Consider the following 25290-nt stretch of genomic DNA (forward strand, 5'->3'; position numbering starts at 1 on the left):
ATTTCGTGATCATGTGTCGCACGAAAAACGAGGCGCTGGAGAACATTCAAGTACTAAAAGCCATCATGAAGAAACTCGACCTTGGAATCAACACAGAGATCCAAACTGGTCAGCCTATGGGACGACACAAACGGATTTGACTTTCTAGATCTACACCATCGGAAATTTCCTGTGATGAACAAGGGTGGCTCAAAAGTTTATGTCATGTCTCACATTTCCAAGTAAGAAAGCCATGAAGAAAATGAAAATGAATTTAAGGAATATACGAGTCCAAGGAACAAGCGATTTATGGACATCAAAGAACTGGTGAAAGGGCTCAATCGAATTTTACAAGGATTTAAGAATTACTACAGTATTTCGTCCATCGCCAAGAAGTGGATAAATAAAGTGGACTGGTATGTATTAGAAAGACTTACTCTGTACTGGAATAAGAAGAAGAACCAAAGGAAGAAACATGCGAGAATGAAAGAAGTTATAAAATTAACACAAGGCTTATTAGTGAAATTAGCAAGTTAGACAAGAACGAAAGCCAAAGGAAGAAGAACGTCGAAAAGCCGTATGAGGGAAAACCTCACGTACGGTTTGATGAGGGGAAGCTGAGAGCAAAAGAGACAGCATAGGCTGTCCCTTTGAAAACAGTTTTCTACTCTACTAGTAAATTGGAAGCCTTCCCCATCTTGAACGACTTAAGCTTTTAGAAGAATAAAAAATGGTTGTGTGGATTTTAAGCAACCCTTCAGCTTACCGATTTCATAAACTCAATATTTTAAAAATTAAGAAATCATTTCAATAAAGTTATGAATGTTTTGTCAAAAGATGCTAAAACAAGGCAATTTTTTACCGATAAATAAAATAGCAAGAATTCCTCGGAGGAGAAGGAATATGGGAATACAAAAGATAACCGGTGTTAATAATAATGCTTTTTTGCAGGATATGCAAGGAAAAGAGGAAAAATTGTCAATGCCTGAAAACCAGCAGCCTGTCCAAGAAGAAGAAAAAAAAGCTAAAGTTACGCTGGAGGAAGCAATTGAGGATTTGAACAATTTTTTGAAGCCGATTAAAACATCGATTCAATTTGTACTTCATGAAGAACTGAAAGAATATTTTGTACAAGTTGTCAATGTAGAGACGAACGAAGTCATCAGGGAAATTCCTCCGAAAAAAATGCTTGATATATATGCGGCAATGGCAGAGCTGATGGGATTAATCGTGGATCGGAAAATTTAACTAGGGGTGGAAACAATGCGAATTGTCGGTTTGGCAAGCGGAATGGACATTGACGCTCTCGTAAAAGATTTAATGAAGGCGGAAAGAATTCCGCTCGATAAAATGGTCCAACAAAAGCAAATTTTTGAATGGCAGCGCGACAGCTACAGGGAAATCAACAAGCTGTTGGACGAATTGGACAGATTGATTTTTGACGGCGTATACAGACTGTCGAATTTCCGGCAAAAAAAAGTGACGAGCTCTGATGAGTCAGCTGTTGTGGCAAAGGCAATCAACGCTTCAGCCAATACGTCGACAGCGATTGAAGTCCAACAATTGGCTAAGGCTGCCACATATAGTGCAGCAACGTTAAATAATTTTACATCTGGTGCAAGAACACTAAAATTTGAAGTGACCGATCCAGGTTCAACAGAAACGAGAGAAGTGACGATTAATATTGGTGAAAATGATACGCTTGATGATGTTATCTACAAAATCAACAGCTCAAATCTAGGCGTTACGGGGATGAAATTAAAGGATTCATCTGGTGTGGAAAGGCTCGTTTTAACGAATAATAAAACAGGTGAAGGCGGAACGATTAAAGCTGCCGATAGTGAAACATTTGATTTTTTGCAAAGCCTAGGTTTTTCACTTGATGATACAACGTTTAACCTAATCCCCGAAACTGCGGGTCAAAATGCAAAAGTTAAAATCAACGGCTACGAAACTGTCCAAACATCTAATACATTTACGATTGCGGGGATTGAATATACAATTAAAAATGTAACGACAAGTCCTGTTACGATTTCTACATCAACAGATGTTGATGCAATTCTCGATACTATTGTAAAATTTGTTAATAAATATAATGAAGTGATTGAAAAGATTAATGGCAAATTAACAGAAGAGCGCTTCCGGAATTTTCCTCCCCTAACGGATGAACAAAAAGAGGAAATGACGGAAAAGCAAATCGAGCTGTGGGAAGAAAAAGCGAAAAGCGGCCTTCTTCGCGGCGATGCGATTTTAACAAGCGGTCTTAATCAAATGCGGTTGGATTTATATTCTCCTGTCGCCGGAGATACTTTGAAAGGGTTTAAGCAGCTTACGGATATTGGGATTTCAACAACAGCCAATTATTTGGACCGAGGCAAACTTACAATTGATGAAAATAAACTCCGGGAAAAAATTCAGGAAAATCCAGAAGCGATCTATAAACTATTTATGTCTGACGGCGAATCTTACAATGATAAAGGGATTGCCCGCCGTCTCCGCGATTCTTTGAAAGGTATGATGACAAAAATCAAAGACAAAGCGGGAACGTCTTTGTCTACAAATGACCAGTTTACGATTGGAAAAAACTTAAAAGATTTGGATAATCGAATCAATGCCTTTCAAGATCGGCTTATACAAATCGAATCAAGATATTATCGGCAATTTACGGCAATGGAACAGGCGATTCAGCGGGCGAACCAACAGTCAGCATATTTGATGCAATTATTTGGAGGCGGCGCTTAATCGTCTGCCTTTACTATTTACTTTTTAATGGATATGATATCTGAGGAGTGTCTTAAATGGCAATGAACAATCCTTATCAATCTTATTTGGAAAACAGCGTACAAACTGCATCACCGGGTGAACTCACGTTAATGCTTTATAACGGGTGTTTAAAATTTTTAAAGCTTGCGAAAAAAGCAATAGAAGAAAAATCTATCCAACAAAAAAACGAAAATTTGCAAAAAGCACAAAGAATCATTTGTGAACTAATGGCCACGCTAAATATGGATATTGAGATTTCTAAAAATATGTACGCACTGTATGAGTACATGAATCGACGGCTTGTTGAGGCCAATTTTAAAAACGATGTCACCATTATTGAAGAAGTGGAAGGATATGTGACAGAGTTCAGAGATACGTGGAAAGAAGTAATCCAAATCAACCGGAAACAGCGGCATAGTGAAGGCGGACAGGCGTAATGGACGAAGTGGAAAAATTGTTGGAAATAACGGAAGAGTTAGTGGAATTGACAAAACGGTCTAAAGATCAACATCGCGACCGTGATCAAGTGATACAAAAAATAGAAGACTTGCTAGCAAAACGGGAGGAGTTAACAAAAAGCATGAATCCTCCCTTCACGCCCAAGGAGAAAGAAGCAGGAAGAAAAATTATCCAATTGAATCAAATTCTTGTTGAGCAGCTTAAACTAATAAAACAAGAGATACAACATGATATCGTCAAGATGAAAGCCCAGAAAGAGATGACAAAAAAATATATGAACTCTTATGCGAATGCCACTATTGATGGCATTTTTTATGATAAGAAAAAATAGCAATATATGTACAAAAAGACACGATCATGTAGCGATGGATGAAAGTGTGAAAATCGTTTTCCCCGCTCATCAGCATTCATAAAATGTTCACGATTTTTTTATTTTGTGAAAGGAAAAACGAACGAAATATCGAACTATATATATATCCCTTAATAAAAGGAGGAGCTCAATATGAAATACAACATTAGAGGGGAAAACATTGAAGTAACTCCAGCATTAAGAGAATATGTACAAAAAAAATTATCTAAACTTGAACGTTATTTTGATAATGGAGTACAAGCCGATGCAAATGTGAATTTAAAATATTATAATGACAAAGAATCTAAAATTGAAGTAACGATTCCAATGACGCATTTAGTGATGCGTGCTGAGGAATATCATGAAGATATGTATGCTGCGATTGATCTTGTCGTTGATAAGCTTGAACGTCAGATCCGCAAGCATAAAACAAGAGTAAACCGGAAGCTTCGTGAACAACAAGTTGATGCTAAATATTTCATCAATGCGGAAACGAATGATGACACTGATGTGAATGAAGAGGATATCGAACTTGTAAGAACAAAACGGTTCAATTTAAAGCCGATGGATACTGAGGAAGCTATTTTGCAAATGAACATGCTCGGCCATAACTTCTTTGTTTTTACGAACTCTGATACAAATAGAACAAATGTTGTCTACCGCAGAAAAGACGGCCGCTATGGATTAATTGAACCGAATGAGTAAAATTTATTATATATAAAAAAGTGCAGCCTACCTTGGCTGTACTTTTTTTACCTTCAAGCAAATAAAATGTAGACAAATGGGACGGGTTTATGGAAAGACTTTCACACAGCAAAAGTTGTACGCTTGGAAAAGCAGTGATAAAATTTAAAAGAAACTAAAATAATAAAATAAATTAAGGAGCGTTAAAGATGCTTGGACTTTTAAATAAAGTGTTTGATCCGAATAAACGCACTTTAGCTCGTTATGAAAAAATAGCTGAAAAAATAAATGCTCTCGGTCCAGATATGAGAAAGCTTTCTGATTTGGAATTGAGGTCAAAAACAGCTGAGTTTGCGGAACGGCTTGAAAAGGGAGAAACACTCGATGATCTGCTTGTGGAAGCCTACGCAGTTGTAAGAGAAGCCGCTCACAGAGTGCTCGGCCTGTATCCATATAAAGTACAGCTTATGGGAGCTATTGCCCTTCACGAAGGCAATATTGCGGAAATGAAGACAGGTGAAGGGAAAACATTAACCTCAACGATGCCTGTTTACTTAAATGCGTTGACGCGGAAAGGCGTTCACGTCGTTACCGTCAATGAATATTTGGCAAGCCGGGACGCAAAAGAAATGGGCAAAATTTTTGAATTTCTCGGCATGACTGTTGGTTTAAATTTAAACGGTATGTCAAAAGAGGAGAAAAAGGCTGCTTACGAAGCTGATATCACCTATTCAACAAATAACGAACTTGGGTTTGATTATTTGCGCGACAATATGGTTTTATACAAGGAACAAAAAGTGCAGCGCCCTCTGCATTTTGCGGTAATCGATGAGGTAGACTCCATTTTAATTGATGAAGCAAGAACTCCGCTTATTATTTCTGGACAAGCACAAAAATCCACCAAACTGTATATTCAGGCAAATGCTTTTGTCAGAACGCTTCAAAAGGATAAAGATTATACTTATGATGAAAAAACGAAATCCGTTCAACTTACGGAAGAAGGGATTGAAAAAGCGGAGCGTGCTTTCCATATTGATAATTTGTTCGATTTAAAAAACGTCACACTAAACCATCATATCAGCAATGCGCTGAAAGCCCACGTCGTCATGCATAAAGACGTTGATTATGTTGTTGAAGACGGACAAGTGATCATTGTAGACCAATTTACCGGACGGTTAATGAAAGGCCGCCGTTACAGCGACGGTTTGCATCAGGCAATCGAAGCGAAAGAAGGCCTTGAAATTCAAAATGAAAGCATGACGTTGGCAACGATCACGTTCCAAAACTATTTCCGAATGTATGAAAAGCTGGCGGGAATGACAGGGACTGCGAAAACAGAAGAAGAAGAATTTCGCAACATTTATAACATGCAGGTTATTACCATCCCGACAAACAAGCCGGTTATCCGCGAAGATCGTCCGGACCTCGTTTACCGTACAATGGAGGGGAAATTTAAAGCGGTTGTAGAAGACATCGTTCAGCGGCACATGATTGGTCAGCCTGTTCTAGTAGGTACAGTCGCGGTTGAAACATCTGAATTGCTTTCTAATATGCTTAAGAAGCGGGGAATTCCGCACAATGTGTTGAATGCAAAAAACCATGCAAAGGAAGCAGAAATTATTGAACAAGCCGGACAAAAGAATGCTGTGACGATCGCGACAAATATGGCCGGACGGGGAACGGATATAAAGCTCGGCGAAGGCGTAAAAGAGTTGGGTGGATTAGCTGTCATCGGCACAGAACGCCATGAATCCCGAAGAATTGACAATCAGCTGAGAGGACGTTCTGGACGTCAAGGAGACCCGGGTGTTACGCAGTTTTATTTGTCAATGGAAGATGAACTGATGCGCCGATTCGGTTCAGAAAGTATGATGAGCATGATGGATCGGCTTGGAATGGACGATTCCCAGCCGATTCAAAGCAAAATGATTACCCGTGCTGTGGAATCGGCGCAAAAACGGGTGGAAGGAAACAACTTTGATGCGCGGAAGCAGCTTCTTCAATATGATGATGTGCTCCGTCAGCAGCGTGAAATTATTTATAAACAAAGAGATGAAGTGCTTGAATCTGAAAATCTGCGAGAAAATGTTGAAGACATGATTCAACAAACGATTACCCGTGTTGTACAGTCATTTACGCCTGAAGAAGAGCTTCCAGAAGACTGGAACCTTGAAGGATTAGTCGACTGGGTAAAAGCCAATATTTTGGATGAAGCAGATGACTTTAATGTAAATGACCTTCGCGGAAAAGAATCGGATGAAATCATTGATATCATTTGGGAAAAAGCGAAGAAGCGTTATGATGAGAAAGAAGCTGCTTTTGGCGAGGAAAACATGCGTGAATTTGAACGAGTCATTGTACTCCGCGCCGTTGATACAAAATGGATGGATCACATCGATGCAATGGATCATCTTCGCCAAGGTATTCATTTACGTGCATACGGACAAACCGATCCGCTTCGTGAATATCAATTGGAAGGCTACACAATGTTTGAAAATATGATTGCGTCCATCCAAGAAGAGGTTACAAAATATATAATGAAAGCTGAAATTCAAAACAATTTGGAACGTCAGGAAGTGGCGGTCGGCGAAGCCGTGCAGCCGAAAGAAGGAGACGCCCAGACGAAAAAGAAACCTGTCAGAAAAGCAAAAGAGGTTGGCCGCAACGAGCCATGTCCGTGCGGAAGCGGCAAAAAATACAAACATTGTTGCGGAAGATAACGATTTTAAATAGAATGGGTGTGGCGAGATGTCAGTCTCGCCTGTCCCATAAATTTTTTAATTAATGTATAAGTGGACAAAGCGAATCTGCAAAAATATAGTATACTGTGCAAAAAATTTTTAGAGGTGATGGACTAATGGATTTAGTAGAAATTCGGAATGAACTGGAGAAAATGGCTAAACGATTAGCGGATTTTAGGGGGTCTCTTTGACTTAGAAGAGAAGGAAGCACGCATAAAAAAATTAGAGGAGCAAATGGCTGCGCCAAATTTTTGGGATGACCAGCAAGCAGCTCAGAAGGTAATTAATGAAGCAAACGCCTTAAAAGATCTTGTCGGAGAATTTAACCATTTAAATGAATCATATGAAAATCTTCAAGTAACTTACGAGCTTATTAAAGAAGAGCCGGATGATGATTTGCAAAGAGAGCTTGAATCCGAATTGAAAAAATTAACGAAGGAATTGAATAATTTTGAATTACAGCTTCTTTTAAATGAGCCTTACGATAAAAACAACGCGATTTTAGAGCTTCATCCGGGAGCAGGTGGGACGGAATCTCAGGACTGGGCATCTATGCTCCTGCGAATGTATACGAGATGGGCGGAAAAGAAAGGATTTAAAGTTGAAACGATCGATTATCTTCCGGGTGATGAAGCAGGAATAAAAAGTGTAACGCTGTTAATTAAAGGACACAATGCATATGGCTATTTAAAAGCGGAAAAAGGAGTCCATCGGTTAGTGCGCATTTCTCCTTTTGATGCATCAGGCCGCCGCCATACTTCCTTTGTTTCCTGCGAAGTGATGCCAGAATTTAATGATGAAATCGATATTGAAATTAGAAGCGAGGATTTGAAAATTGACACGTACCGTTCAAGCGGTGCGGGAGGGCAGCACGTAAATACGACCGACTCGGCGGTACGGATTACACACTTGCCAACTGGAATTGTCGTGACATGTCAAACGGAGCGCTCTCAAATTAAAAACAGAGAACGAGCAATGAAAATGTTAAAATCTAAGCTATACCAATTAAAAATTGAAGAGCAGGAAAAAGAATTAGCGGAAATTCGAGGAGAGCAAAAGGAAATTGGCTGGGGTAGCCAAATCCGTTCTTATGTCTTCCATCCATATTCATTGGTGAAAGATCACCGGACAAATGTCGAAATCGGCAACGTTCAAGCTGTAATGGATGGGGAAATTGATGCATTTATTGATGCATATTTAAGAGCAAAATTGTCTTAAGGCTGTTATGAAAAGGATGATGACTCGTTTACAAAAGATGAGCGAATAGAAATGTGATGCGGAAAAATTACGAAGAAAAACTGCCCTAAATTCCATTTGATTAGAGAACTTGTCGAAACCGGGACATCCCGGTTTCTTTTCTTTTTTATCAATATTCAAGTTATTTTCACAGGATTGTCAAATGTTGGTCAATTTGTTTCAGATTGAAACCTCAATAATTAGGTTATAATATCTTCGAGACTAATTGGCGAAGGGGGATTTCGCAGTGAAAAAGTTCTTGATCTTAGTATTTGGTCTTTCACTCGTATTAGCTGCATGCGGGGGCGGCGGGAATGACCAAGAAAGTGGAACAAATGGCGGAACAGATCAAGCTGAGAATACTGCATCTGCAGAAGATCTGATAAAACAAAATTGTACAAGCTGCCATGGACAAAATCTTGAAGGTGCTTCCGGTCCGAGTTTACAGAAAGTTGGAAGCAAATATAGCAAAGATGAAATAAAAGATATTATTTTAAACGGCAAAGGCGCTATGCCAAAAGGTTTATTGAACGATAGTGAAGCAGATGTTGTTGCTGAGTGGCTTGCAGGACAAAAGTAACATAAGAAGCGAGGGGACATGATCACCCTCGCTTTTTTATGCTATAGAAAAAAATAGCAGATAATAGAAAATTTTGTAGTTTTTTTTACAAGAATTTTAAAAATTTTCCCTCGAAATATGATATTGAAACAAAAATGTAATATGAAAAAGTCTATTTTTGACGAAAAATGATGTTATAATGTTTTTTGTGGGAAGGATGTTAGATTTGTTTTCTGCTTCATAATTAATAGACGAATAGAAAATAACATTAGTTTCAAGTTATAAAAATTTTTTTGACTAAGTACTGAAATAATTCAATGACTTCAGGTGATAGCATGATCGAAATGAAGGATGTTTATAAAACCTATTCGAATGGTGTTTTGGCCATTAACGGTATTTCAATAAAAATCAATCAAGGCGAATTTGTATACATCGTAGGTCCTAGCGGTGCTGGAAAATCGACATTTATCAAATTGATGTATCGGGAAGAAAAGCCTACAAAAGGCAGTATTGTCATAAACGGTATACAACTAGAAAACCTAAAAGAAAAAGAAGTGCCGTATTTGCGGAGAAATATCGGGGTTGTCTTTCAAGATTTTAAATTATTGCCGAAATTGACTGTTTATGAGAATGTTGCCTTCGCTTTGGAAGTGATCGGGGAAAATCCGAAGAACATTAAAAAGAAAGTATTAAATGTGCTTGATCTTGTGCAATTGAAGCATAAGGCCCGTTCCTTCCCTGACGAATTGTCTGGCGGTGAACAGCAGCGCGTATCAATTGCTAGATCCATAGTAAACAATCCGCCTGTTATAATAGCAGACGAGCCGACAGGGAATTTGGACCCTGAAACCTCTTGGGAGATTATGAGATTGCTAGAGGAAATCAACAATCGGGGCACAACGGTGTTAATGGCCACCCACAATAAAGTGATCGTGAACACGATTCGAAAGCGGGTTATCACGATTGAGGACGGCAAAATTGTACGCGATGAGGCGAGAGGGGAGTATGGTCTTTATGAATAAAACTCTCGGTCGTCATTTGCGGGAGGCGGTAAAAAGTCTTGGGCGAAACGCTTGGATGTCCGTAGCCTCTATATCAGCCGTAACAGTGACCCTTCTTTTGGTCGGCACGTTTTTGGTTATTATGATGAATTTAAATAATATTGCCAGCAATATTGAAGAAGATGTTGAAATAACCGTGCTAATTGACAGGACAGCAGATCAAAACGCTCAAAACCAACTTGAATCGAAATTGAAAAATCTAGAAAAAGTAGAGAATGTCCAATTTTCTTCCAAAGACCAGGAGCTGGAAAAATTAATTAAAAGCTTCGGTGAAAAAGGAGAGTCATTCAAGCTATTTGAACAGGATAATCCTTTAAACGATGTTTTCATCGTCAAAACGAAAGTTCCCGAAGATACTCCAGTGGTAGCGGAAGAAATTAAAAAAATGCGCTATGTCGAAAATGTTCAATATGCAGAAGAAACTGTGAAAAAATTGTTTGAAGTTGTCAACGTTTCAAGAAATATCGGTATAGTCTTGATTATCGGACTTGTGTTTACTGCGATGTTTTTAATCTCAAACACTATAAAAATCACTATATTTGCCCGCAGACGAGAAATAGAAATTATGAAACTTGTTGGTGCAACAAACTGGTTTATACGCTGGCCGTTCTTTTTAGAAGGTTTGTTTTTAGGAGCGCTGGGAGCTGTCATACCAATTACAGTTTTAGTTGTCAGCTACAATAGCTTAGTAAATATTGCCGTTCCTTATATTCAAGGTTCTTTTGTTGAGTTGTTGCCATTTTCTCCTTTTGTTTTTCAAATATCGGCTATCTTATTGTTAATCGGCGTCTTAATCGGCATATGGGGAAGCTTAATGTCTGTTCGAAAGTTTTTGAAAGTGTAGTTTATCTTAGGCAGCTCTTGCCATACCAGATCGAATTGATTGAAAACATGAATTAAGAGGAGGAACCGGATTGTGAAAAAGAGAATAGTGACATTAAGTCTTACAGCTATATTGGGGACAAGCGGGGTATTTGTACCGCTGAGCAAAAGCGCTTATGCGTCATCCTTTGAGGAGAAAAAAGCAAGAATTCAAAATGAGCGGTCCAATGTTCAGTCGAATATAGAAAGCAAGAAAAGTGAAGTAAAAGAATTAGAGACAAAACAAAATCAACTTAATCAAGAGATTAAAAAGTTAGATGAAAAATTGCTGGATACTGGTGAAAAAATCGAAGAGAAAGAGAATGAAATCAAGAAAACTAAAGCTGAAATTGAACAGTTGAAAAAACAAATTGCTGAAGTAAAAAAACGGATTGAAAAGCGGAATGAACTGTTAAAAGAACGGGCAAAATCCTTGCAGGAAGCCGGAGGTACAATCAGCTATCTCGACGTTATCTTAGGTGCGAAAAGCTTCAATGATTTTGTAACTCGTATAAGCGCTGTTACAACGATCGTTGATGCGGATCAAAAAATTATTGAAGAGCATGAAAGAGATATGAAACTGAAAGAGGAAGCGGAGGCTAAATTAAACAAGCAGCTGTCCTCTTTGGAAGAAGCTTTATCTGAATTGGCTTCATTGAAACAAGAGCTAGATAAGCAAATTGATGAAAAAGATAAATTGTTGGCGCAATTGGAAGCGGAACATGGCCAGGCAATGGATCAATTAGAAGATTTGGTACATCAAGATGCTATGCTGGCAAAGCAGCAAAAAATGATTGAACAACAGCAGCAAGAATATTTAAAAAGACTAGAAGAAGAAAAGGCTAGACAGGCTCAAGCTTCACAATCTGCTTCTAAATCAAGTGATAAAACTGTTGCTTCAAGCGATAAAGCTGCTGCTTCAAGCGATGGCGGATCTTCACCAGAACCATCTGTATCATCAGCTGCAGGAAGCGGATCTTTTATCTGGCCGGCTTCAGGTGTTCTTACCTCTAAAATGGGTATGAGATGGGGCAGATTCCATGCAGGAATTGATATTGCAAAACGGGGAACGGTTCCAGTTTACGCTTCTGCTGGCGGCACGGTTAGTTATGCTGGACAAATGAGCGGCTACGGCAATGTTATTATGATCATCCATAATATTAACGGTAAAACGTATACTACACTTTACGGGCATTTGAGAAGCATTAACGTTTCAAGTGGTCAAAAAGTGAGCCAAGGTCAGTTTATTGGATATATGGGAAATACAGGAAGATCAACAGGGCAGCACTTGCATTTTGAAGTACATAACGGAACATGGCGAGGCAAATCCAGCGCGATCAATCCTTTAAGCGTTCTTCCATAAAAATTTATTAACAATGCACAATAAGCTCTTAAGGGAAGAAGAGTTTGTTGTGCATTGTTATTTTTTTTATAAATTGCAAAACAGTTTTCTTCTGATCGTGTTTCATCGATGCAAAAAATAGAGGAAACGGGAGATTACATCAAGCTTCAATGGATTGATTTTCACAATAATTCTTTTTCATGTAGTGATAGATAATTACAAAAAATATAGTTACTCCTCCCGTATGATTATGCCGGTGTAGGCAGTTTGCTTGACTAAAAGAAAAGGAAAGCGTTTCATGAGAACAAAACACCTTACCCATTTTCAAAGCAAAGATGATCGTTGGATGATTTTTCTATTTTCTTGATGGAACCTGGCTAGAAGCGGTCAAATTCTTGTCAAAGGGCGGTATATTAAGTTTTTTTGAATTGCTTTTCCTTTTCCTGTAATCCGCACATGATTTGTACAAGCTTTGCATACGCTATAAATAATTCGGATTGTTGGAAAGGAAGGCAAAAACATATGAAACAAATAATAAAATTGATTACAGTGTTTTGGATAGTGACCAGTTCCATCGTCGTTTTGGATGTGCACGGTCATGCTGAAAATAATGAATCGCTGGAAAATAAAACAATTGCTGCATCTGCGCAAAGTGCAGATGAAACCATTCCAGGATTGGAGAAATTTATAAAAACGTATGAATTAATTTCTAAAAAATATGTCCATCCAGTCGACAAAAAACGTCTCCTAGAAGGTGCCATTCAAGGGATGTTATCTTCTTTAGGCGATCCATACTCAGTCTATATGGATAAAGAAACTGTTAGACAATTTACAGAGTCCCTTGATTCTTCATTTGAAGGAATCGGTGCCGAAATCGGGATGAACAACGGCAAAATAACCATTATTTCACCATTTAAAAATTCGCCGGCGGAAAAAGCGGGCTTAAAGCCAAATGATGAAATTGTGAAAATTGATGGTAAAACAGTTTCCAGTTCAGATCTTCATGATGCAGTACTGAAAATCAGAGGAGAAAAAGGAACAACCGTCAAACTTACGATACGCCGCCCTGGAAGTAAAGATTTATTGTTTTTTGAAGTAAAGCGGGATGAGATTCCGATTGAAACAGTGTTCAGCTCCGAAATCAATAAAAATGGCAAGCGGTTAGGCGTCTTGCATATTACTTCATTTTCTGAAAGGACAGCTGATGACTTTAAACAAAAACTAAAAATGTTAGAAAAAAAGAAAATTAACGGTCTAGTCATCGATGTTCGCGGCAATCCGGGGGGATATTTGCAGGCTGTAGAGCAAATTTTGCAGCAGCTCGTCCCTAATCATGCACCATATATTCAAATAGAAAAGAGAGACGGAAAAAGGGAGATGTATTATTCAACATTAAAAGAAAAGAAGCATTATCCTATTGCAGTCTTAATTGACAACGGCAGCGCATCTGCTTCGGAAATTTTGGCAGCTGCGTTGAAAGAAGCAGGAGGGTATGCCATTGTCGGCGAAAAATCCTTTGGAAAGGGAACAGTTCAGCAAACAATACCGCTGGATGATGGAAGCAACATAAAGCTGACGTTATACAAATGGTTGACTCCTAAAGGAAATTGGATTCATGAAAAAGGTGTGGAACCAACGGTAAAAATATCGCAGCCGGATTATTTTAAAGCTGGACCGCTCGATATTTTACAGCCACTAAAGAAAGAGATGAATAATGAACAAGTTCGCATTGCACAAATATTATTATCAGGACTAGGTTATGATCCTGGGAGAAAAGACGGTTATTTCAGTTTAGAAACCGAGCTGGCTGTAAAGGCTTTTCAAAAAATGAACGGTTTATCCGTGACGGGGAAAGTGGATCAAAAAACAGCTATAAAAATGAATGAATTGATCACAAAAGAAACTCGTTCAAAACAAAATGACTTGCAGCTGCAAACTGCCATTTCACTATTAGCACGATCTTCTTAAGTATTGAAAAAATACGGCAGCTTTTCTTTTGCATTTTGTTTAAGGGGCTGTCTATTAAGTCGTTTTTACGGCTTATTGACGCCCCCTTTAATGTTTTAGAAACGTTGATATATCGATGTTTATGATTTTTTGTTTTCAATAGGGATTTCACTTTATGGACAGCCTCTAAATGAGATTTCGCTTCCTTGTGCAGGCTTTTCAGTTGAGAAAATTTCTGCTTTCATATCGTAGTGAAATTTACAATTATACAGAGGATGGACGCAGCTTTATGACAATATGGCTGCGTTTTCTTTTAAATCATCGGGAAGTGACAGAGCGGCATTGTTAAGTGGCTGTTTCCTTACTCAATTTTTTGATCAATTTGCTGCAAGTCTGATTCATTCAGCTTTTTAGAAAAAAGCGGTATGAAGCCAAAAAAGCCGCTGCTCCATGAATTTGGTCAATCGGCCTTTTTACCTATTTCCAGTTTTTTATATGACGTTCTAGCTTCTTTTTTAAAAGATTTGATAAAATAGAGGAAAGTCTCATATGATTCGTAAAAGGGGTGGGCCGTTTGGTTGGACAATGGCTTTTAGAATTGCTTTTCAGCATAGGCCGTTTTTTCTTGCATCCGCTTTTGTATTTCTTTCTCATTTTTTCCTTTTTAAATGGATATTGGCGGGTTAGAAGAGAACGAAAATCTTTTCATGTGCGCGTATATGATGTGTTTGACGATATTCGTTTTACTTATACGAAGGGAATTATCGCTGGCCTTATCCTTTCTGTTCTTTTCATGCTTCTAGGACTGTGGATTCCATTCGGAACACTCGTTTTATTGACTATTTGGCTGCTGGCTGTTAGTTTAACTTTTCAGCCGCGTTTTTTGTCATCAAGTATCTCATTGGGCGGAACGATTTTTTTAACAGCTTTATTAAATGGAGTGGCAGATCAATCTCCTTGGATCGATGAATTTTTTGTGAGCCTTGATAAAACAAACTACAGCGTCTTGTCGCTATTTTTGAGCTTTTTGCTTATTTGTGAAGGGATTCTCATCTATCGAACAGCACATTACCATACATCCCCATTTATCATAAAAAGCAAGAGAGGAATGCCGATTGGGAATCATGTAGCGAACAGAACATGGATGATTCCGTTAATGCTTTTAGTTCCAGGCGGTTCATTGGAATCTCCTTTTTCTTGGTGGCCAATTATTTCTTTAAATGGTGAACCATTTATGCTCGTGATGATTCCGTATTTTGTCGGTTTTTATCAAAGAATTCAAGGGTCTTTGCCAAAGGAAAGCATTCAAGTAACAGGCCGGCGCATTTCGATTCTTGGAATTATTTCTCTTGTTGTTGCTGCTGCTTCGTTGTGGGCTCCATTTCTGTCGTTTGTTGCCGCGGCTCTAGCATTGATAGGAAAGGGATTAATAACTGTAAAACAAAGGATGAATGATAATTCGGCCGCTTTTTATTTCTCGAAACAAGATTATGGACTGGTCGTATTAGGCACGCTTCCTCAATCCCCGGGAGAGAAAATGGGAATAAAAGCGGGAGAAGTTATAACAAAGGTGAATGGAAAAAATGTAAAAACAACGTACGAATTTTACGAAGCGCTGCAGATAAGCAGGACGCATTGTAAGTTGGAGGTACTAGGACATAACAAAGAAATCCGTTTCGTCCAACGCGCCTTATACGAAGGGGAGCATCATGAACTCGGCTTGCTCTTTGTGCAAGATGAGAAGTGGAAGTCAGAAGCCTCTTAACCGGTATGAATGGTTCATAATCAACCGGAATAGCGACATAATTTTTAGGAATAGGCCATAATTCTTCGGAATGAGTTTTATTTTTTTTCCGGAACGATAAAGGTATATTTTCTCTATCACATCAAACCACTTAGTCAATGATTGGCTAAGTGGTTTTTTACGTCAAAAAATGTTATAGCTAGCAGAATTAGGCTCGAGAAATTATTGTACAAAGGAACTGACATTGTTCAATAATATTTGAAGCCTTTCAGTAAATATGTCTAATCATGAAAATAGCCGCGGCTAGAAAAACTTTAGCTAAACATTGCAAGCACCTTCAATGGTTTAAAATATCATTTATCAAGTACTCTGCATCGGCGCCCACCCCTCCGATAAGAGCGGAGCCTCTCCGATATTGCCAAGGCAATCCTAAGAAGTACAATCCTTTCACAGGAGTAACCCCTCGTTGGTGAACGGGCTTTCCTCTATGATCTAAAACATTAGGAATTTGTATCCAGCTGTAATCAAAATAAAATCCGGTTGCCCAAATGACATTTTGAACTTGAATTTGACTGTTATCTGCAAAAGAGATAACATCTCCTGAAACACTCTCTGTTTTAGGCTTCATTTTTATTTTGCCTTCTTGTAATAAATGTTTCAGCTCTTTACCGAAAATAGGATCGCTTTGTTTACTGATCAACCTGCCTAACGGGCTGTTGATATGGACGTCTAATAAACCTATTTTTTGAAACCACCAGAAAATACTTTTCCCCATAATTTCAAGTGGGAGAAATCTCATTTTATGACCTACTGATAAATAAACTTCTCTGTCTTCGGACAATTCAACTGCAATTTGCGCTCCAGAATTTCCTGCACCGACTACTAAAACAGAGCCATCTTGCAATTGAGATGGATTCAAATAGCCGGATGTATGCACTTGATACACTTGATCGTATAAGCTTTCGGCAAATGGTGGAAGATAAGGCTTTTGAAAAGGCCCTGTTGCTATAACCACTTTATTTGCCATATATCTCCTATGGTTGGTTGTCACTTTAAAAATCTCATTTTCTTTTTGAAGAGAAATGACTTCTGTATTCAGATGAATAGGCAATTCGAATTTTTGAGCATAATCCTCTAAATAATCGGCTATTTCATCCTTAGTTGGATATCCGTTCGGGTCACCCATTAAGACCATTCCTGGCAAGGAGCTAAACGATCGAGGGGTAAAAAGCACTAAAGAATCGTAACGATTTCTCCAAACATCTCCGATTCGATTTTCCTTGCCGACAATGGCAAATAATATATCGTGTTGCTTTAGATAATACCCCATCGCTAATCCTGCTTGGCCAGCACCGATTACAAGAACATCAACATTTTGTCTCATTTCAATCAACTCCGAAAAAAGCTAGACTTTCATTTTTCCATGATGGATTTGAGAGGTTTCAATTTGAATGGTTGTATGCAAAATCTTAAATTTTTCTTCAATCATGTGAATGGCAGCTTGTAACACCTTTTGACTGTCTTGATGATCTTCAATTAAAATATGGCAGCTTAGTGAGTCTAAACCTGATGTAATCGTCCAAATATGCAGGTCGTGAACATCCTTCACACCTTCAATACTTTTTAAGGCTTTCTTCACTTCATTTTGATCAATGGTAACGGGCGTTCCTTCCATCAAAATGTGTATGCTATGCTTCAAAACTCCCCAAGCGCCTTTTAATATTAATAAAGCAACTAAAATGGAAATAATAGGGTCTGCTATATACCAGTCAAAGAGCCACATGATGAATCCTGCAGCAATGGCTCCGACAGAGCCTAATGCATCGCCGATAACGTGAAGATAAGCGCTGCGAACATTGACATTATGTTTCACATCACCTTTTCTCATTAACACCCAGGCACTTAAAAGATTAGCAAAAAGACCAATAGACGCAATCAACATCATCGAGCCGCTTGCTACAGTCGGCGGATTGAAAAAACGCTGAACAGCTTCCCAAATGATAAATCCAGCGATAACAAACAAGGTAACTCCATTAAACAAAGCGGCTAAAATTTCAAAACGATAAAAGCCATACGTTTTATTTGGGGAGGCTGGTTTGGCCGCAAACCATATAGCAATTAGGCTAAGAGCAAGCGAACTGGCGTCACTAAGCATATGTCCAGAGTCAGAAAGAAGGGCCAGACTGTTTGTAATTAACCCCCCGAAAAACTCTAACAGCAAAATTCCAACAGTAATGAGCAATGCAATTATAAGTCCTTTTTTATTGTTTTCCCTGTTAAAGTCGTGATGGTCGTGAGAGTGGTGATGGCTGTTCATGGCCAAATGCCTCCTTACTGATGTTCAGAATGATCAATGGCTTGTTTTAATAATGAAAAAACGTGTTCGTCATTACAGGAGTAAATCAGTGTTTTTCCTTCACGGCGATACTTAATAAGTCTAAGATTTCGCAATATACTAAGCTGATGGGAAACTGCTGATTGAGACATTTCCAACACTTCGGCAATATGATTTACGCTGCACTCTTCTTGTGATAACAAATAAAGAATTTTAATTCGAGTAGGATCGGCTAACACCTTAAATATTTGCGATATATGTTCAATTGTTTCAGGTTTTAAGAAAGAATGATCTTCCGTCTTCATTCATAATTCCCTCGTTCTTTTATTATATATGAGCATATGTTCATATTTTATTGTATTTTGCATTCTGTCTTTTGTCAAGTTTAGGAAATCTGTTTAACAGTACATAATGAGGAGGGAACCTTTCAGATTGGAAATACGGTCAACTAGTTCTGAGGCATTTTCAGTGGGCTTAAGAAATCTAAGAGCTCTTTAAAAGTGACATTAGCAATGAGATAAATGAAGCAGTTTTTAAAAGATGATTGCTTCAAAGTAGATTGCAGCTGGAGAGAATGTTCTAAATTGATCGTATAAAGACATTTCAGGGTACTTGCGAGCAATCATTGAGAAGTCGATTCAGTTATCTTTTTGAGAAGCTGCCAAGCATGGAAATTGAGCATTTCAATATGTTTATTTTAATCATTGACTAGCAGAAGATAACCTCTCGTTCTTGAACAGCCTTGCCTAAACGTTAACTTGGTTAATTCACGCTGTCGGCTAGCCTTCATACAGGAACAGGTGAAGCCGGGCATGAATAGCAGCTTCTGCCAGATCAAAAAATGTCGGAAAAGGGCATACTTTGTCCGGTTTAGCCGTAAAGGAATCCCTCTTATGGTAGACAGGTCTACATAAGAGGGATCATATCAAATGAAACCTGAAGGATCTTTGTGTCAGCAGATCTAATTTTACAAGAACAAGCCGCCAATGGCGCCCGTTAAGACGATGATCCATGGAGCTATCTTCCAATAAGCGAGCATACTGAATAAAATTGCAGCAAAAGCAAAATCAATCGGACGATTAATGGAGCTTATCCAGATCGGATCATAAAAAGCGGCAATTAAAATTCCGACGACAGCAGCTTGTATGCCCATTAACGCACCATTAATCTTTGAATTGCTTCGAAGCTTTCCCCAAAACGGTAATGTACCAAAAATGAGCAGAATTGCCGGAAGAAAGATGGCGCAAGTTGCAACGAATCCCCCAGCCCATCCATTCATGACCGCTCCAATATAAGAAGCAAATGTAAACAAAGGACCAGGAACTGCCTGTGCTGCTCCGTAACCAGCCAAAAATTCTTTTTCTGTTAACATTCCTGTTGGAACAAATTCCTGTTCAAGCAGCGGGAGCACCACATGTCCTCCCCCAAATACGAGAGATCCAGAGCGGTAAAAGCTGTCGAACAAGCCGATCCAGTAAGAAGAAGTCCACACTTTTAATAAAGGAAGGAAAAGGAGAAGCCCGAAAAATAAAAATAAACAGCTTGCGGCAAATCGTGTTGAAATCGGCACCTGCAACGAAGTCTGGGTGTCTTCTTCTACTTTTTTATATAATAAAAATCCAATAAAAGCCGCTAGCAACATGACGACAACTTGGGAAAAAGCATGTTGCCATAATAAAGTAACGACTAGCGCGCCTAATGCGATGGCTTTTCTCCCTAGGTCAGGGGCAAGTTTTTGTGCCATTCCAATAACAGCATGGGCGACTACAACAGCAGCAACAATCTTTAAGCCGTGAATCCAGCCGGCATCGACAATATGTAACTCTTTAAGAATAAGAGCAAAGATCATCAGTGCGATTGCAGACGGAAACGTAAAGCCGATAAAGGCGCAAAGTCCGCCTAATATTCCTCCCCGCATGAGACCGATGCCGATCCCGGCTTGGCTGCTGGCAGGTCCGGGTAAAAAATGGCATAAAGCAACCAAATCTGCATAGCTCTTTTCATCCAACCATTTTCTTCTCCGAATATATTCTTCATGAAAATATCCTAAATGGGCGATTGGCCCCCCAAATGAGGTCAATCCAAGCTTTGTGGAAATGGCAAATATCTCGAACAGCGTTTTCCATTTTGATTCCTTCATGTTATCCCCCACCTTCATTATGTATTTCTTTAAAAAGCTCGTACGCTTTCGTCCGGGCTTCTTTCAGAACGGCTTTCCCTTTCTGTGTAGTTGTATAATATTTTCGTATTTTTCCTTCTACATTTTGTTCTGTTTTTTCTAACAGTCCGTCCTTTTCCATTGCGTGGAGAATCGGATAAAGAGTCCCTGCACTTATGTTGTAGCCATGACTTTTCAGTTCCTCAAGCATCCACAAGCCGAATATAGGATGTTCGCTTGCATGATGTAAAATATGAATATGTATAAAACCGAGAAAAAGCTTGCGCAACACTTTATCTTCCATTTTTACCCCCCATTTTGAGAATCGATATCGAATTTCGATAACATTAATATTGTAAGGTTATTCATATGTACATGTCAAAATTATATTTACGAAAATATTTGACAATTGAATTGCCTTTTCATAAAATGGACATATAAAATATGAACACTTATTCATATAAACACATATACTGTATACTGCAATGTGTACTCTATTTCATTGGAGGATTAGAGAATGATTCAGTATCGGGTAAAGGGATTGTCTTGTGCAAATTGCGCAAAGAATCTGGAAGAGGAAATCCAAAAGCTTGAATATGGGGAAAATGCAAAATTAAATTTTCAATCTAGCAAACTGTATGTCAATGAAGAAATTAATATTGCTAAAGTCAAAAAAATTTTAGCATCGGATGGGGCCTATATTGAGGAAGAAAATAAACATGAAGATACACATTCTTATTTATTGTGGCTCGTTTTGCTCTCGGTTTTAGCTTTTATAGCTGCTGTTGTGTTCGAAAAAACATTATCACCATCCGCCTCTGTTACAATGTATATAATTGCTACGGTGATCAGCGGATATAAAACATTTTTGAAAGGGGCCAAAAACCTCGTTCGATTGAAATTTAACATTGACACCCTTATGACAATTGCTTTGATTGGGGCTTTTGGCATTGGAGAGTGGAAGGAAGGTGCTGTTGTTGCCATTTTATTTGGAGTGAACGAATATTTAGAGGGCTTGGGAATGGAAAAGGCCCGTCGTTCTATCGAATCGCTTTTAGAAGTTGCGCCGAATGAAGCTACGATTGTTATAAATGGCCAGGAAAAGAAAGTTTCCATTCATGACATCAAGGCAGGGGATATTGTTCTTGTCAAAGCCGGTGAAAAAATTCCATCGGATGGGATAGTGGTGGAAGGGAAAAGCTCAGTTAATGAAGCGGCCATTACTGGAGAATCTCTCCCTGTTGAAAAGGAAGCAAAAGATGAAGTGTTTGGCGGAAGCATTAATAATGAAGGAATTTTGAAAGTTCGGATAACAAAGCCTTATGAAGAATCGTCTCTAGCGAAAATTTTGCATTTAGTTGAAGAAGCGCAGGAAACAAAAACGCCGACTGAGCAATTCATTAATAAGTTTGCGAAATATTATACTCCTTTGATCATGCTTATCTCTCTTGTCGTTATTTTTATTCCGCCGCTTTTCTTAGGAGTTGATTGGAGAACATCTTTATATCAAGGATTGGCAGTGTTAATTGTAGGCTGTCCATGTGCATTAGTTTTATCCTCTCCCATTGCTATCGTTTCAGGAATCACGAGAAATGCACGCAAAGGCATTCTTGTAAAAGGCGGGGTTTATTTAGAGCAATTAGGGAAAATTGGAATAATAGCTTTTGATAAAACAGGAACACTGACAAAAGGGGAGCCTTATGTAGAGAAGTTTGTAGAATATGATCCTTCTTTTTGGAGCATCATCGGATCAATTGAAAAATCCTCTACTCATCCGATCGCTAAAGCCATTATGAAAAAAATAGATGAGTTAAACGTTTCCCTTTTGGAGGCTCGCTCCGTTGTTGTATCATCAGGTGAGGGAATAAAAGCGGAGATAGACGGGAAGGAATACCGTGTCGGCAATGAAAAAACGATTCAACATCTTTCGCTCAGCGAAAATGTAAAGGAAGATATAAAGGCCTTTAAACAGGAAGGACTAACAATCGTTTTGGTTTCAGATGACAAAAACGTTCTCGGTATGGTCGGTATAGCGGATGAAATTCGACAGGAAAGCAGCCAGGTGATCCGCATGCTTCACCGAACAGGTGTGAAGAGGACTGTCATGTTGACAGGAGACCACGAAAAAACTGCTGAAAAAGTGGCGAAAAAGGTTGGTTTAAGCGAATATTTTGCAAACCTTCTGCCGGAAGAAAAGGTGGAAAAGGTAAAAGAACTGTCTCTCTCAGGAAAAACGGCAATGATCGGAGATGGTATCAATGATGCGCCTGCGCTCGCAGCTGCTGATTTAGGCATTGCAATGGGAAAAGGAACAGACAGCGCAATTGAAACGGCTGATATCGTTTTATTGCAAGATCATTTAGGAAAGCTGCCTGAAGCTATTTCAACCGCCAAAAAGGTGAACAGAATCATCAAGTTAAACATCGGGATTGCTCTAGGTTTAAAAGCCGCTGCACTGCTGCTGACGATTCCAGGCTGGCTTACGCTTTGGATAGCCATTCTGTCTGATATGGGGGCGACTGTTTTAGTGACCCTCATTAGTTTAACGATTTTATGGGAACGAAATAAAAAACTTCTAAATATGAGGCTTTCAGCTAATGGCTGATCGCCTTTTTTTCTTGTATTTTTTAATATTTCTCTTCCATAAACATATGACATTTATTATAATCTTATTAATTTGACAACCTGCCGCTAATGAAAAATTGGACATAACATTTTGGACAAAATCATGGGAGGAATTGTGCATGCTTTTAGGTGCAATTGAAGCGGGCGGAACAAAATTTGTCTGTGGAATTGGAGATGAAAACGGAAATATCATCGAGCGGACTTCTTTTCCGACGACAACGCCTGATGAAGTGCTTGAACAAGTGGTCAAATTTTTTCGGGATAAAGATATTAAAGCGCTTGGAATTGGCTCATTCGGTCCGATTGATTTAGATCGCACAAGCGAAACATTCGGATACATAACATCTACTCCGAAGCTACAGTGGGCGAATATAAATCTTGTCGGAGCGATAAAAAAAGAATTTCCTATTCCAATTGGCTTTGATACCGACGTCAATGCAGCAGCGCTGGGGGAAATGAAATGGGGGGCTGCGAAAGGTCTGAATAGCTGCATTTATATGACGATCGGTACCGGGATCGGAGTCGGTGCCATCTCTGAAGGACATCTAGTACACGGGCTAATCCATCCGGAAATGGGGCATATGCTTGTTCGGCGCCATCCTGAAGATTCGTTTGCCGGCAATTGTCCGTATCACAAAGATTGTTTGGAAGGAATGGCATCCGGTCCTGCTATAGAAAAACGCTGGGGAAAAAAGGGGCAAGAGTTAGAAAAAAATGAGAAAGTATGGGATTTGGAAGCGTACTATATTGCACAAGGAATTGCCAATCTTATACTCGTTTTATCGCCTAAAAAAATAATAATTGGCGGCGGAGTCGCCAAACAAAAGCAATTGTTCCCCCTTATACATCAAAATGTTCAAGCTTTATTAAACGGTTATGTTCGCCATGAAGTGGTGCTAGAAAACATTGCAGATTATATTGTTCCGCCCGGATTAGGGGATAATGCGGGACTTTGCGGAGCAATCGGTTTAGCATATGAGGCGTTTTTGGAGCATAATCAAAAATAAAGCTCAAGAACATTTATCGGCAAATAATCGTTACAGATAACCCAAGCCATAAAATAAAATCAGGCATACAAAAATGTGTACAAGAAAAGGAAACTTTCAAGAATGCAGTTAAGAACCAAAAAGAATTAGATAAAGCTAAAACTAATGCTAAAGAGAATTGATCCAAGATATTGCTCGGTGACCTAACAGCTCTTTATGTTACAGCTGAGCTGATTAAGTTTAGGTGGCTGGAATCATTCATTTTTTGATAAGTGGAGTTCAGGAGTATTGCAATGTATATGCTGAAACAAAACGAATATTGAAAAATATTTTTTAATCTTTAAACAATTATTAAACATCTCTACATTTAGAGGAAGAATCAATTAAATTATATATCTTAAAAAAGACAAATTAGACTCAGGGATTTAGAAATTTATTTATTATTTAAAAACAGTATGTCTATGGGATATCTTATTATCGGGGATTAAGAAGACCTTTATGAATACATGAATGAAGAAGATATTCAACAATTTCAAAATGTAATAAAAATCTATGTATTGTCAGATGAACAGTTAAATGAAGAAGATGCAGATATTTTTAGAGAGTTTGCAATGGATTTAGTTGATGGTAAAGATTTTTGTGCATTAATACTGGATTTTCATGTAAATGGAGAATTGTTTGAAAATCTACCACTAGATCTTAAGGTGGAAGATTATCAAAAAATATTACATGCAGTAAATTCTGAATACGATATTTCATATGTAAATTTAGATCATTGGTTTTATCTATCTCAAGATTAAGAAAGAGTATCCAATAGTGAAAAAAGGCGACTATTGGATGCTTTTTTATATGCTTAGGGGGTGACCGTAAGAAAAAAGTAAATATAGTATAAAAGTTGCTTTCATAAAGGCGAATTTTTTAGCCTATGAGCTTCATTATTGCATTTAAATATAATCATAAAGCTATTTCTATTCGTTTATTTTGACTTCATCGATTTCAACTATTTCCCCTGTATCCTAGGTTTTCTGACCGCTCTGCATCGCATCATTTTTTATTCTTTGCATTGGCTTATTTTTCCCTTCTCTTTTGTGGTTTTGCTTGAAAGCTTTTTGAGGGCTTCAATATAATAAATGTATAACCGTTGACGAAAAGAGGTTTTTTTATGATCAAGCTTGTGTTTGCCGCATTCGCCCCTTTTTTGCTTGTCTTATTTTTCACAAGAGTTACATATAGTCATGTCGTTGGGACATTGTTGACGGCTGGTTTATTAATTGCCTCTTATTTTGCAGGTCATATGGATACTATTTATATCGCCATTTTGGATGTAGCCAGCTTAGCAGCTGGTTTTATCGCTGCCAGAAGCATGAAAAAGGATAAGAAAACATCTACTTAAACCTGTTCAACACGATTGACAGGTTTTTATTGTCTATGAAAATCAAACGTCAGTTCGTATTTTTGGTG

The 25290-nt window shown here is 38.4% G+C and carries 23 protein-coding genes; 18 read left to right on the forward strand and 5 right to left on the reverse strand.

Features of this window, described 5'->3' with window-relative positions:
- Nucleotides 1-288: 288 nt before the first annotated feature.
- The 14 genes from NSQ84_RS03475 to NSQ84_RS03540 all read left to right on the forward strand — a co-directional run bounded on the left by NSQ84_RS03475 (nucleotide 289) and on the right by NSQ84_RS03540 (nucleotide 15746).
- A complete protein-coding gene (locus NSQ84_RS03475; protein ID WP_327856547.1) occupies nucleotides 289-516 on the forward strand; it encodes a group II intron maturase-specific domain-containing protein in 228 nt (75 codons plus the stop codon).
- A 366-nt stretch (nucleotides 517-882) separates the two neighbouring features.
- The gene (gene flaG / locus NSQ84_RS03480; protein ID WP_063389205.1) at nucleotides 883-1227 is read left to right on the forward strand and encodes a flagellar protein FlaG; all 345 of its coding nucleotides are present in this window, start codon (nucleotides 883-885) and stop codon (nucleotides 1225-1227) included.
- A gap of 15 nt (nucleotides 1228-1242) precedes the next feature.
- Nucleotides 1243-2721, forward strand: a complete 1479-nt coding sequence (locus NSQ84_RS03485) for a flagellar hook-associated protein 2 (RefSeq protein ID WP_066249845.1) — start codon at nucleotides 1243-1245, stop codon at nucleotides 2719-2721.
- 56 nt (nucleotides 2722-2777) lie between these two features.
- Entirely contained in the window at nucleotides 2778-3179 is a 402-nt protein-coding gene (gene fliS, locus NSQ84_RS03490; RefSeq protein WP_063389203.1) for a flagellar export chaperone FliS, read from the forward strand.
- Nucleotides 3179-3532 (forward strand): hypothetical protein, encoded by a 354-nt coding sequence (locus tag NSQ84_RS03495; RefSeq protein WP_066249842.1) that lies wholly within the window; start codon nucleotides 3179-3181, stop codon nucleotides 3530-3532. Before fliS ends, NSQ84_RS03495 begins: the two co-directional genes overlap by 1 nt.
- A gap of 171 nt (nucleotides 3533-3703) precedes the next feature.
- Nucleotides 3704-4255 carry a ribosome-associated translation inhibitor RaiA gene (raiA, locus tag NSQ84_RS03500; RefSeq protein WP_063389201.1) on the forward strand — a complete coding sequence of 184 codons (552 nt, stop codon included), beginning with the start codon at nucleotides 3704-3706 and terminating at the stop codon, nucleotides 4253-4255.
- Between the two features lie 188 nt (nucleotides 4256-4443).
- A complete protein-coding gene (secA, locus tag NSQ84_RS03505; RefSeq protein WP_063389200.1) occupies nucleotides 4444-6954 on the forward strand; it encodes a preprotein translocase subunit SecA in 2511 nt (836 codons plus the stop codon).
- A 137-nt stretch (nucleotides 6955-7091) separates the two neighbouring features.
- Nucleotides 7092-8193, forward strand: a protein-coding gene (gene prfB / locus NSQ84_RS03510; protein ID WP_130158800.1) for a peptide chain release factor 2 whose coding sequence is annotated in 2 segments (ribosomal slippage) — nucleotides 7092-7163 and nucleotides 7165-8193 — 1101 coding nt in all. Because the reading frame shifts where the segments join, the coding sequence is not laid out codon by codon here.
- 265 nt (nucleotides 8194-8458) lie between these two features.
- Nucleotides 8459-8791 carry a cytochrome c551 gene (gene cccB / locus NSQ84_RS03515; protein WP_063389198.1) on the forward strand — a complete coding sequence of 111 codons (333 nt, stop codon included), beginning with the start codon at nucleotides 8459-8461 and terminating at the stop codon, nucleotides 8789-8791.
- 314 nt (nucleotides 8792-9105) lie between these two features.
- Nucleotides 9106-9792 (forward strand): cell division ATP-binding protein FtsE, encoded by a 687-nt coding sequence (gene ftsE, locus NSQ84_RS03520; RefSeq protein ID WP_063389197.1) that lies wholly within the window; start codon nucleotides 9106-9108, stop codon nucleotides 9790-9792.
- Nucleotides 9785-10675 (forward strand): permease-like cell division protein FtsX, encoded by an 891-nt coding sequence (gene ftsX, locus NSQ84_RS03525; protein WP_066249836.1) that lies wholly within the window; start codon nucleotides 9785-9787, stop codon nucleotides 10673-10675. The genes ftsE and ftsX overlap by 8 nt, the downstream gene beginning before the upstream one ends.
- A 72-nt stretch (nucleotides 10676-10747) precedes the next feature.
- Complete coding sequence (locus tag NSQ84_RS03530) at nucleotides 10748-12055, forward strand: M23 family metallopeptidase (RefSeq protein ID WP_066249834.1); 1308 nt, start codon at nucleotides 10748-10750, stop codon at nucleotides 12053-12055.
- A gap of 501 nt (nucleotides 12056-12556) precedes the next feature.
- On the forward strand, nucleotides 12557-14002 hold the full coding sequence (locus tag NSQ84_RS03535) for a S41 family peptidase (RefSeq protein WP_339212220.1): 1446 nt from the start codon (nucleotides 12557-12559) through the stop codon (nucleotides 14000-14002).
- A gap of 553 nt (nucleotides 14003-14555) precedes the next feature.
- Entirely contained in the window at nucleotides 14556-15746 is a 1191-nt protein-coding gene (locus NSQ84_RS03540; protein WP_066249828.1) for a PDZ domain-containing protein, read from the forward strand.
- A gap of 316 nt (nucleotides 15747-16062) precedes the next feature.
- Here NSQ84_RS03540 and NSQ84_RS03545 read toward each other — a convergent pair whose 3' ends face one another.
- From NSQ84_RS03545 to NSQ84_RS03565, 5 genes are all read right to left on the reverse strand, one after another.
- Nucleotides 16063-17109: an NAD(P)/FAD-dependent oxidoreductase gene (locus NSQ84_RS03545; protein ID WP_066249825.1), complete on the reverse strand. Its 1047-nt coding sequence runs from the start codon at nucleotides 17107-17109 to the stop codon at nucleotides 16063-16065.
- A gap of 21 nt (nucleotides 17110-17130) precedes the next feature.
- Nucleotides 17131-18042 carry a cation diffusion facilitator family transporter gene (locus NSQ84_RS03550; protein ID WP_066249822.1) on the reverse strand — a complete coding sequence of 304 codons (912 nt, stop codon included), beginning with the start codon at nucleotides 18040-18042 and terminating at the stop codon, nucleotides 17131-17133.
- Nucleotides 18043-18056: 14 nt separating this feature from the next.
- Nucleotides 18057-18365 carry a metalloregulator ArsR/SmtB family transcription factor gene (locus NSQ84_RS03555; protein WP_063389190.1) on the reverse strand — a complete coding sequence of 103 codons (309 nt, stop codon included), beginning with the start codon at nucleotides 18363-18365 and terminating at the stop codon, nucleotides 18057-18059.
- 662 nt (nucleotides 18366-19027) lie between these two features.
- On the reverse strand, nucleotides 19028-20200 hold the full coding sequence (chrA, locus tag NSQ84_RS03560; RefSeq protein ID WP_066249819.1) for a chromate efflux transporter: 1173 nt from the start codon (nucleotides 20198-20200) through the stop codon (nucleotides 19028-19030).
- A 1-nt stretch (nucleotide 20201) separates the two neighbouring features.
- Nucleotides 20202-20522 (reverse strand): PadR family transcriptional regulator, encoded by a 321-nt coding sequence (locus tag NSQ84_RS03565; RefSeq protein ID WP_063389188.1) that lies wholly within the window; start codon nucleotides 20520-20522, stop codon nucleotides 20202-20204.
- A gap of 213 nt (nucleotides 20523-20735) precedes the next feature.
- Between NSQ84_RS03565 and NSQ84_RS03570 the strand changes: the two genes are divergently transcribed.
- The 4 genes from NSQ84_RS03570 to NSQ84_RS03585 all read left to right on the forward strand — a co-directional run bounded on the left by NSQ84_RS03570 (nucleotide 20736) and on the right by NSQ84_RS03585 (nucleotide 25222).
- A complete protein-coding gene (locus tag NSQ84_RS03570) occupies nucleotides 20736-22823 on the forward strand; it encodes a heavy metal translocating P-type ATPase (RefSeq protein WP_066249817.1) in 2088 nt (695 codons plus the stop codon).
- Between the two features lie 139 nt (nucleotides 22824-22962).
- Nucleotides 22963-23850 (forward strand): ROK family protein, encoded by an 888-nt coding sequence (locus tag NSQ84_RS03575; RefSeq protein WP_066249814.1) that lies wholly within the window; start codon nucleotides 22963-22965, stop codon nucleotides 23848-23850.
- 485 nt (nucleotides 23851-24335) lie between these two features.
- Entirely contained in the window at nucleotides 24336-24629 is a 294-nt protein-coding gene (locus NSQ84_RS03580) for a hypothetical protein (RefSeq protein ID WP_082829535.1), read from the forward strand.
- A 362-nt stretch (nucleotides 24630-24991) separates the two neighbouring features.
- Entirely contained in the window at nucleotides 24992-25222 is a 231-nt protein-coding gene (locus NSQ84_RS03585) for a DUF2198 family protein (RefSeq protein WP_063389185.1), read from the forward strand.
- Nucleotides 25223-25290 lie beyond the last annotated feature (68 nt).

This window comes from Aeribacillus sp. FSL K6-3256, assembly GCF_037965805.1.
GTDB lineage: Bacteria > Bacillota > Bacilli > Bacillales > Aeribacillaceae > Aeribacillus > Aeribacillus composti.

What these genes read in the sequence shown, in the direction of transcription:
- NSQ84_RS03475 (WP_327856547.1), top strand. Translation starts at nt 289, where the DNA reads ATGGACATCAAAGAACTGGTGAAAGGGCTCAATCGAATTTTACAAGGA.
- flaG (WP_063389205.1), top strand. Translation starts at nt 883, where the DNA reads ATGGGAATACAAAAGATAACCGGTGTTAATAATAATGCTTTTTTGCAG.
- NSQ84_RS03485 (WP_066249845.1), top strand. Translation starts at nt 1,243, where the DNA reads ATGCGAATTGTCGGTTTGGCAAGCGGAATGGACATTGACGCTCTCGTA.
- fliS (WP_063389203.1), top strand. Translation starts at nt 2,778, where the DNA reads ATGGCAATGAACAATCCTTATCAATCTTATTTGGAAAACAGCGTACAA.
- NSQ84_RS03495 (WP_066249842.1), top strand. Translation starts at nt 3,179, where the DNA reads ATGGACGAAGTGGAAAAATTGTTGGAAATAACGGAAGAGTTAGTGGAA.
- raiA (WP_063389201.1), top strand. Translation starts at nt 3,704, where the DNA reads ATGAAATACAACATTAGAGGGGAAAACATTGAAGTAACTCCAGCATTA.
- secA (WP_063389200.1), top strand. Translation starts at nt 4,444, where the DNA reads ATGCTTGGACTTTTAAATAAAGTGTTTGATCCGAATAAACGCACTTTA.
- ftsE (WP_063389197.1), top strand. Translation starts at nt 9,106, where the DNA reads ATGATCGAAATGAAGGATGTTTATAAAACCTATTCGAATGGTGTTTTG.
- ftsX (WP_066249836.1), top strand. Translation starts at nt 9,785, where the DNA reads ATGAATAAAACTCTCGGTCGTCATTTGCGGGAGGCGGTAAAAAGTCTT.
- NSQ84_RS03535 (WP_339212220.1), top strand. Translation starts at nt 12,557, where the DNA reads ATGAAACAAATAATAAAATTGATTACAGTGTTTTGGATAGTGACCAGT.
- NSQ84_RS03545 (WP_066249825.1), bottom strand. Translation starts at nt 17,109, where the DNA reads ATGAGACAAAATGTTGATGTTCTTGTAATCGGTGCTGGCCAAGCAGGA.
- NSQ84_RS03550 (WP_066249822.1), bottom strand. Translation starts at nt 18,042, where the DNA reads ATGAACAGCCATCACCACTCTCACGACCATCACGACTTTAACAGGGAA.
- NSQ84_RS03555 (WP_063389190.1), bottom strand. Translation starts at nt 18,365, where the DNA reads ATGAAGACGGAAGATCATTCTTTCTTAAAACCTGAAACAATTGAACAT.
- chrA (WP_066249819.1), bottom strand. Translation starts at nt 20,200, where the DNA reads ATGAAGGAATCAAAATGGAAAACGCTGTTCGAGATATTTGCCATTTCC.
- NSQ84_RS03565 (WP_063389188.1), bottom strand. Translation starts at nt 20,522, where the DNA reads ATGGAAGATAAAGTGTTGCGCAAGCTTTTTCTCGGTTTTATACATATT.
- NSQ84_RS03570 (WP_066249817.1), top strand. Translation starts at nt 20,736, where the DNA reads ATGATTCAGTATCGGGTAAAGGGATTGTCTTGTGCAAATTGCGCAAAG.
- NSQ84_RS03575 (WP_066249814.1), top strand. Translation starts at nt 22,963, where the DNA reads ATGCTTTTAGGTGCAATTGAAGCGGGCGGAACAAAATTTGTCTGTGGA.
- NSQ84_RS03580 (WP_082829535.1), top strand. Translation starts at nt 24,336, where the DNA reads ATGAATGAAGAAGATATTCAACAATTTCAAAATGTAATAAAAATCTAT.
- NSQ84_RS03585 (WP_063389185.1), top strand. Translation starts at nt 24,992, where the DNA reads ATGATCAAGCTTGTGTTTGCCGCATTCGCCCCTTTTTTGCTTGTCTTA.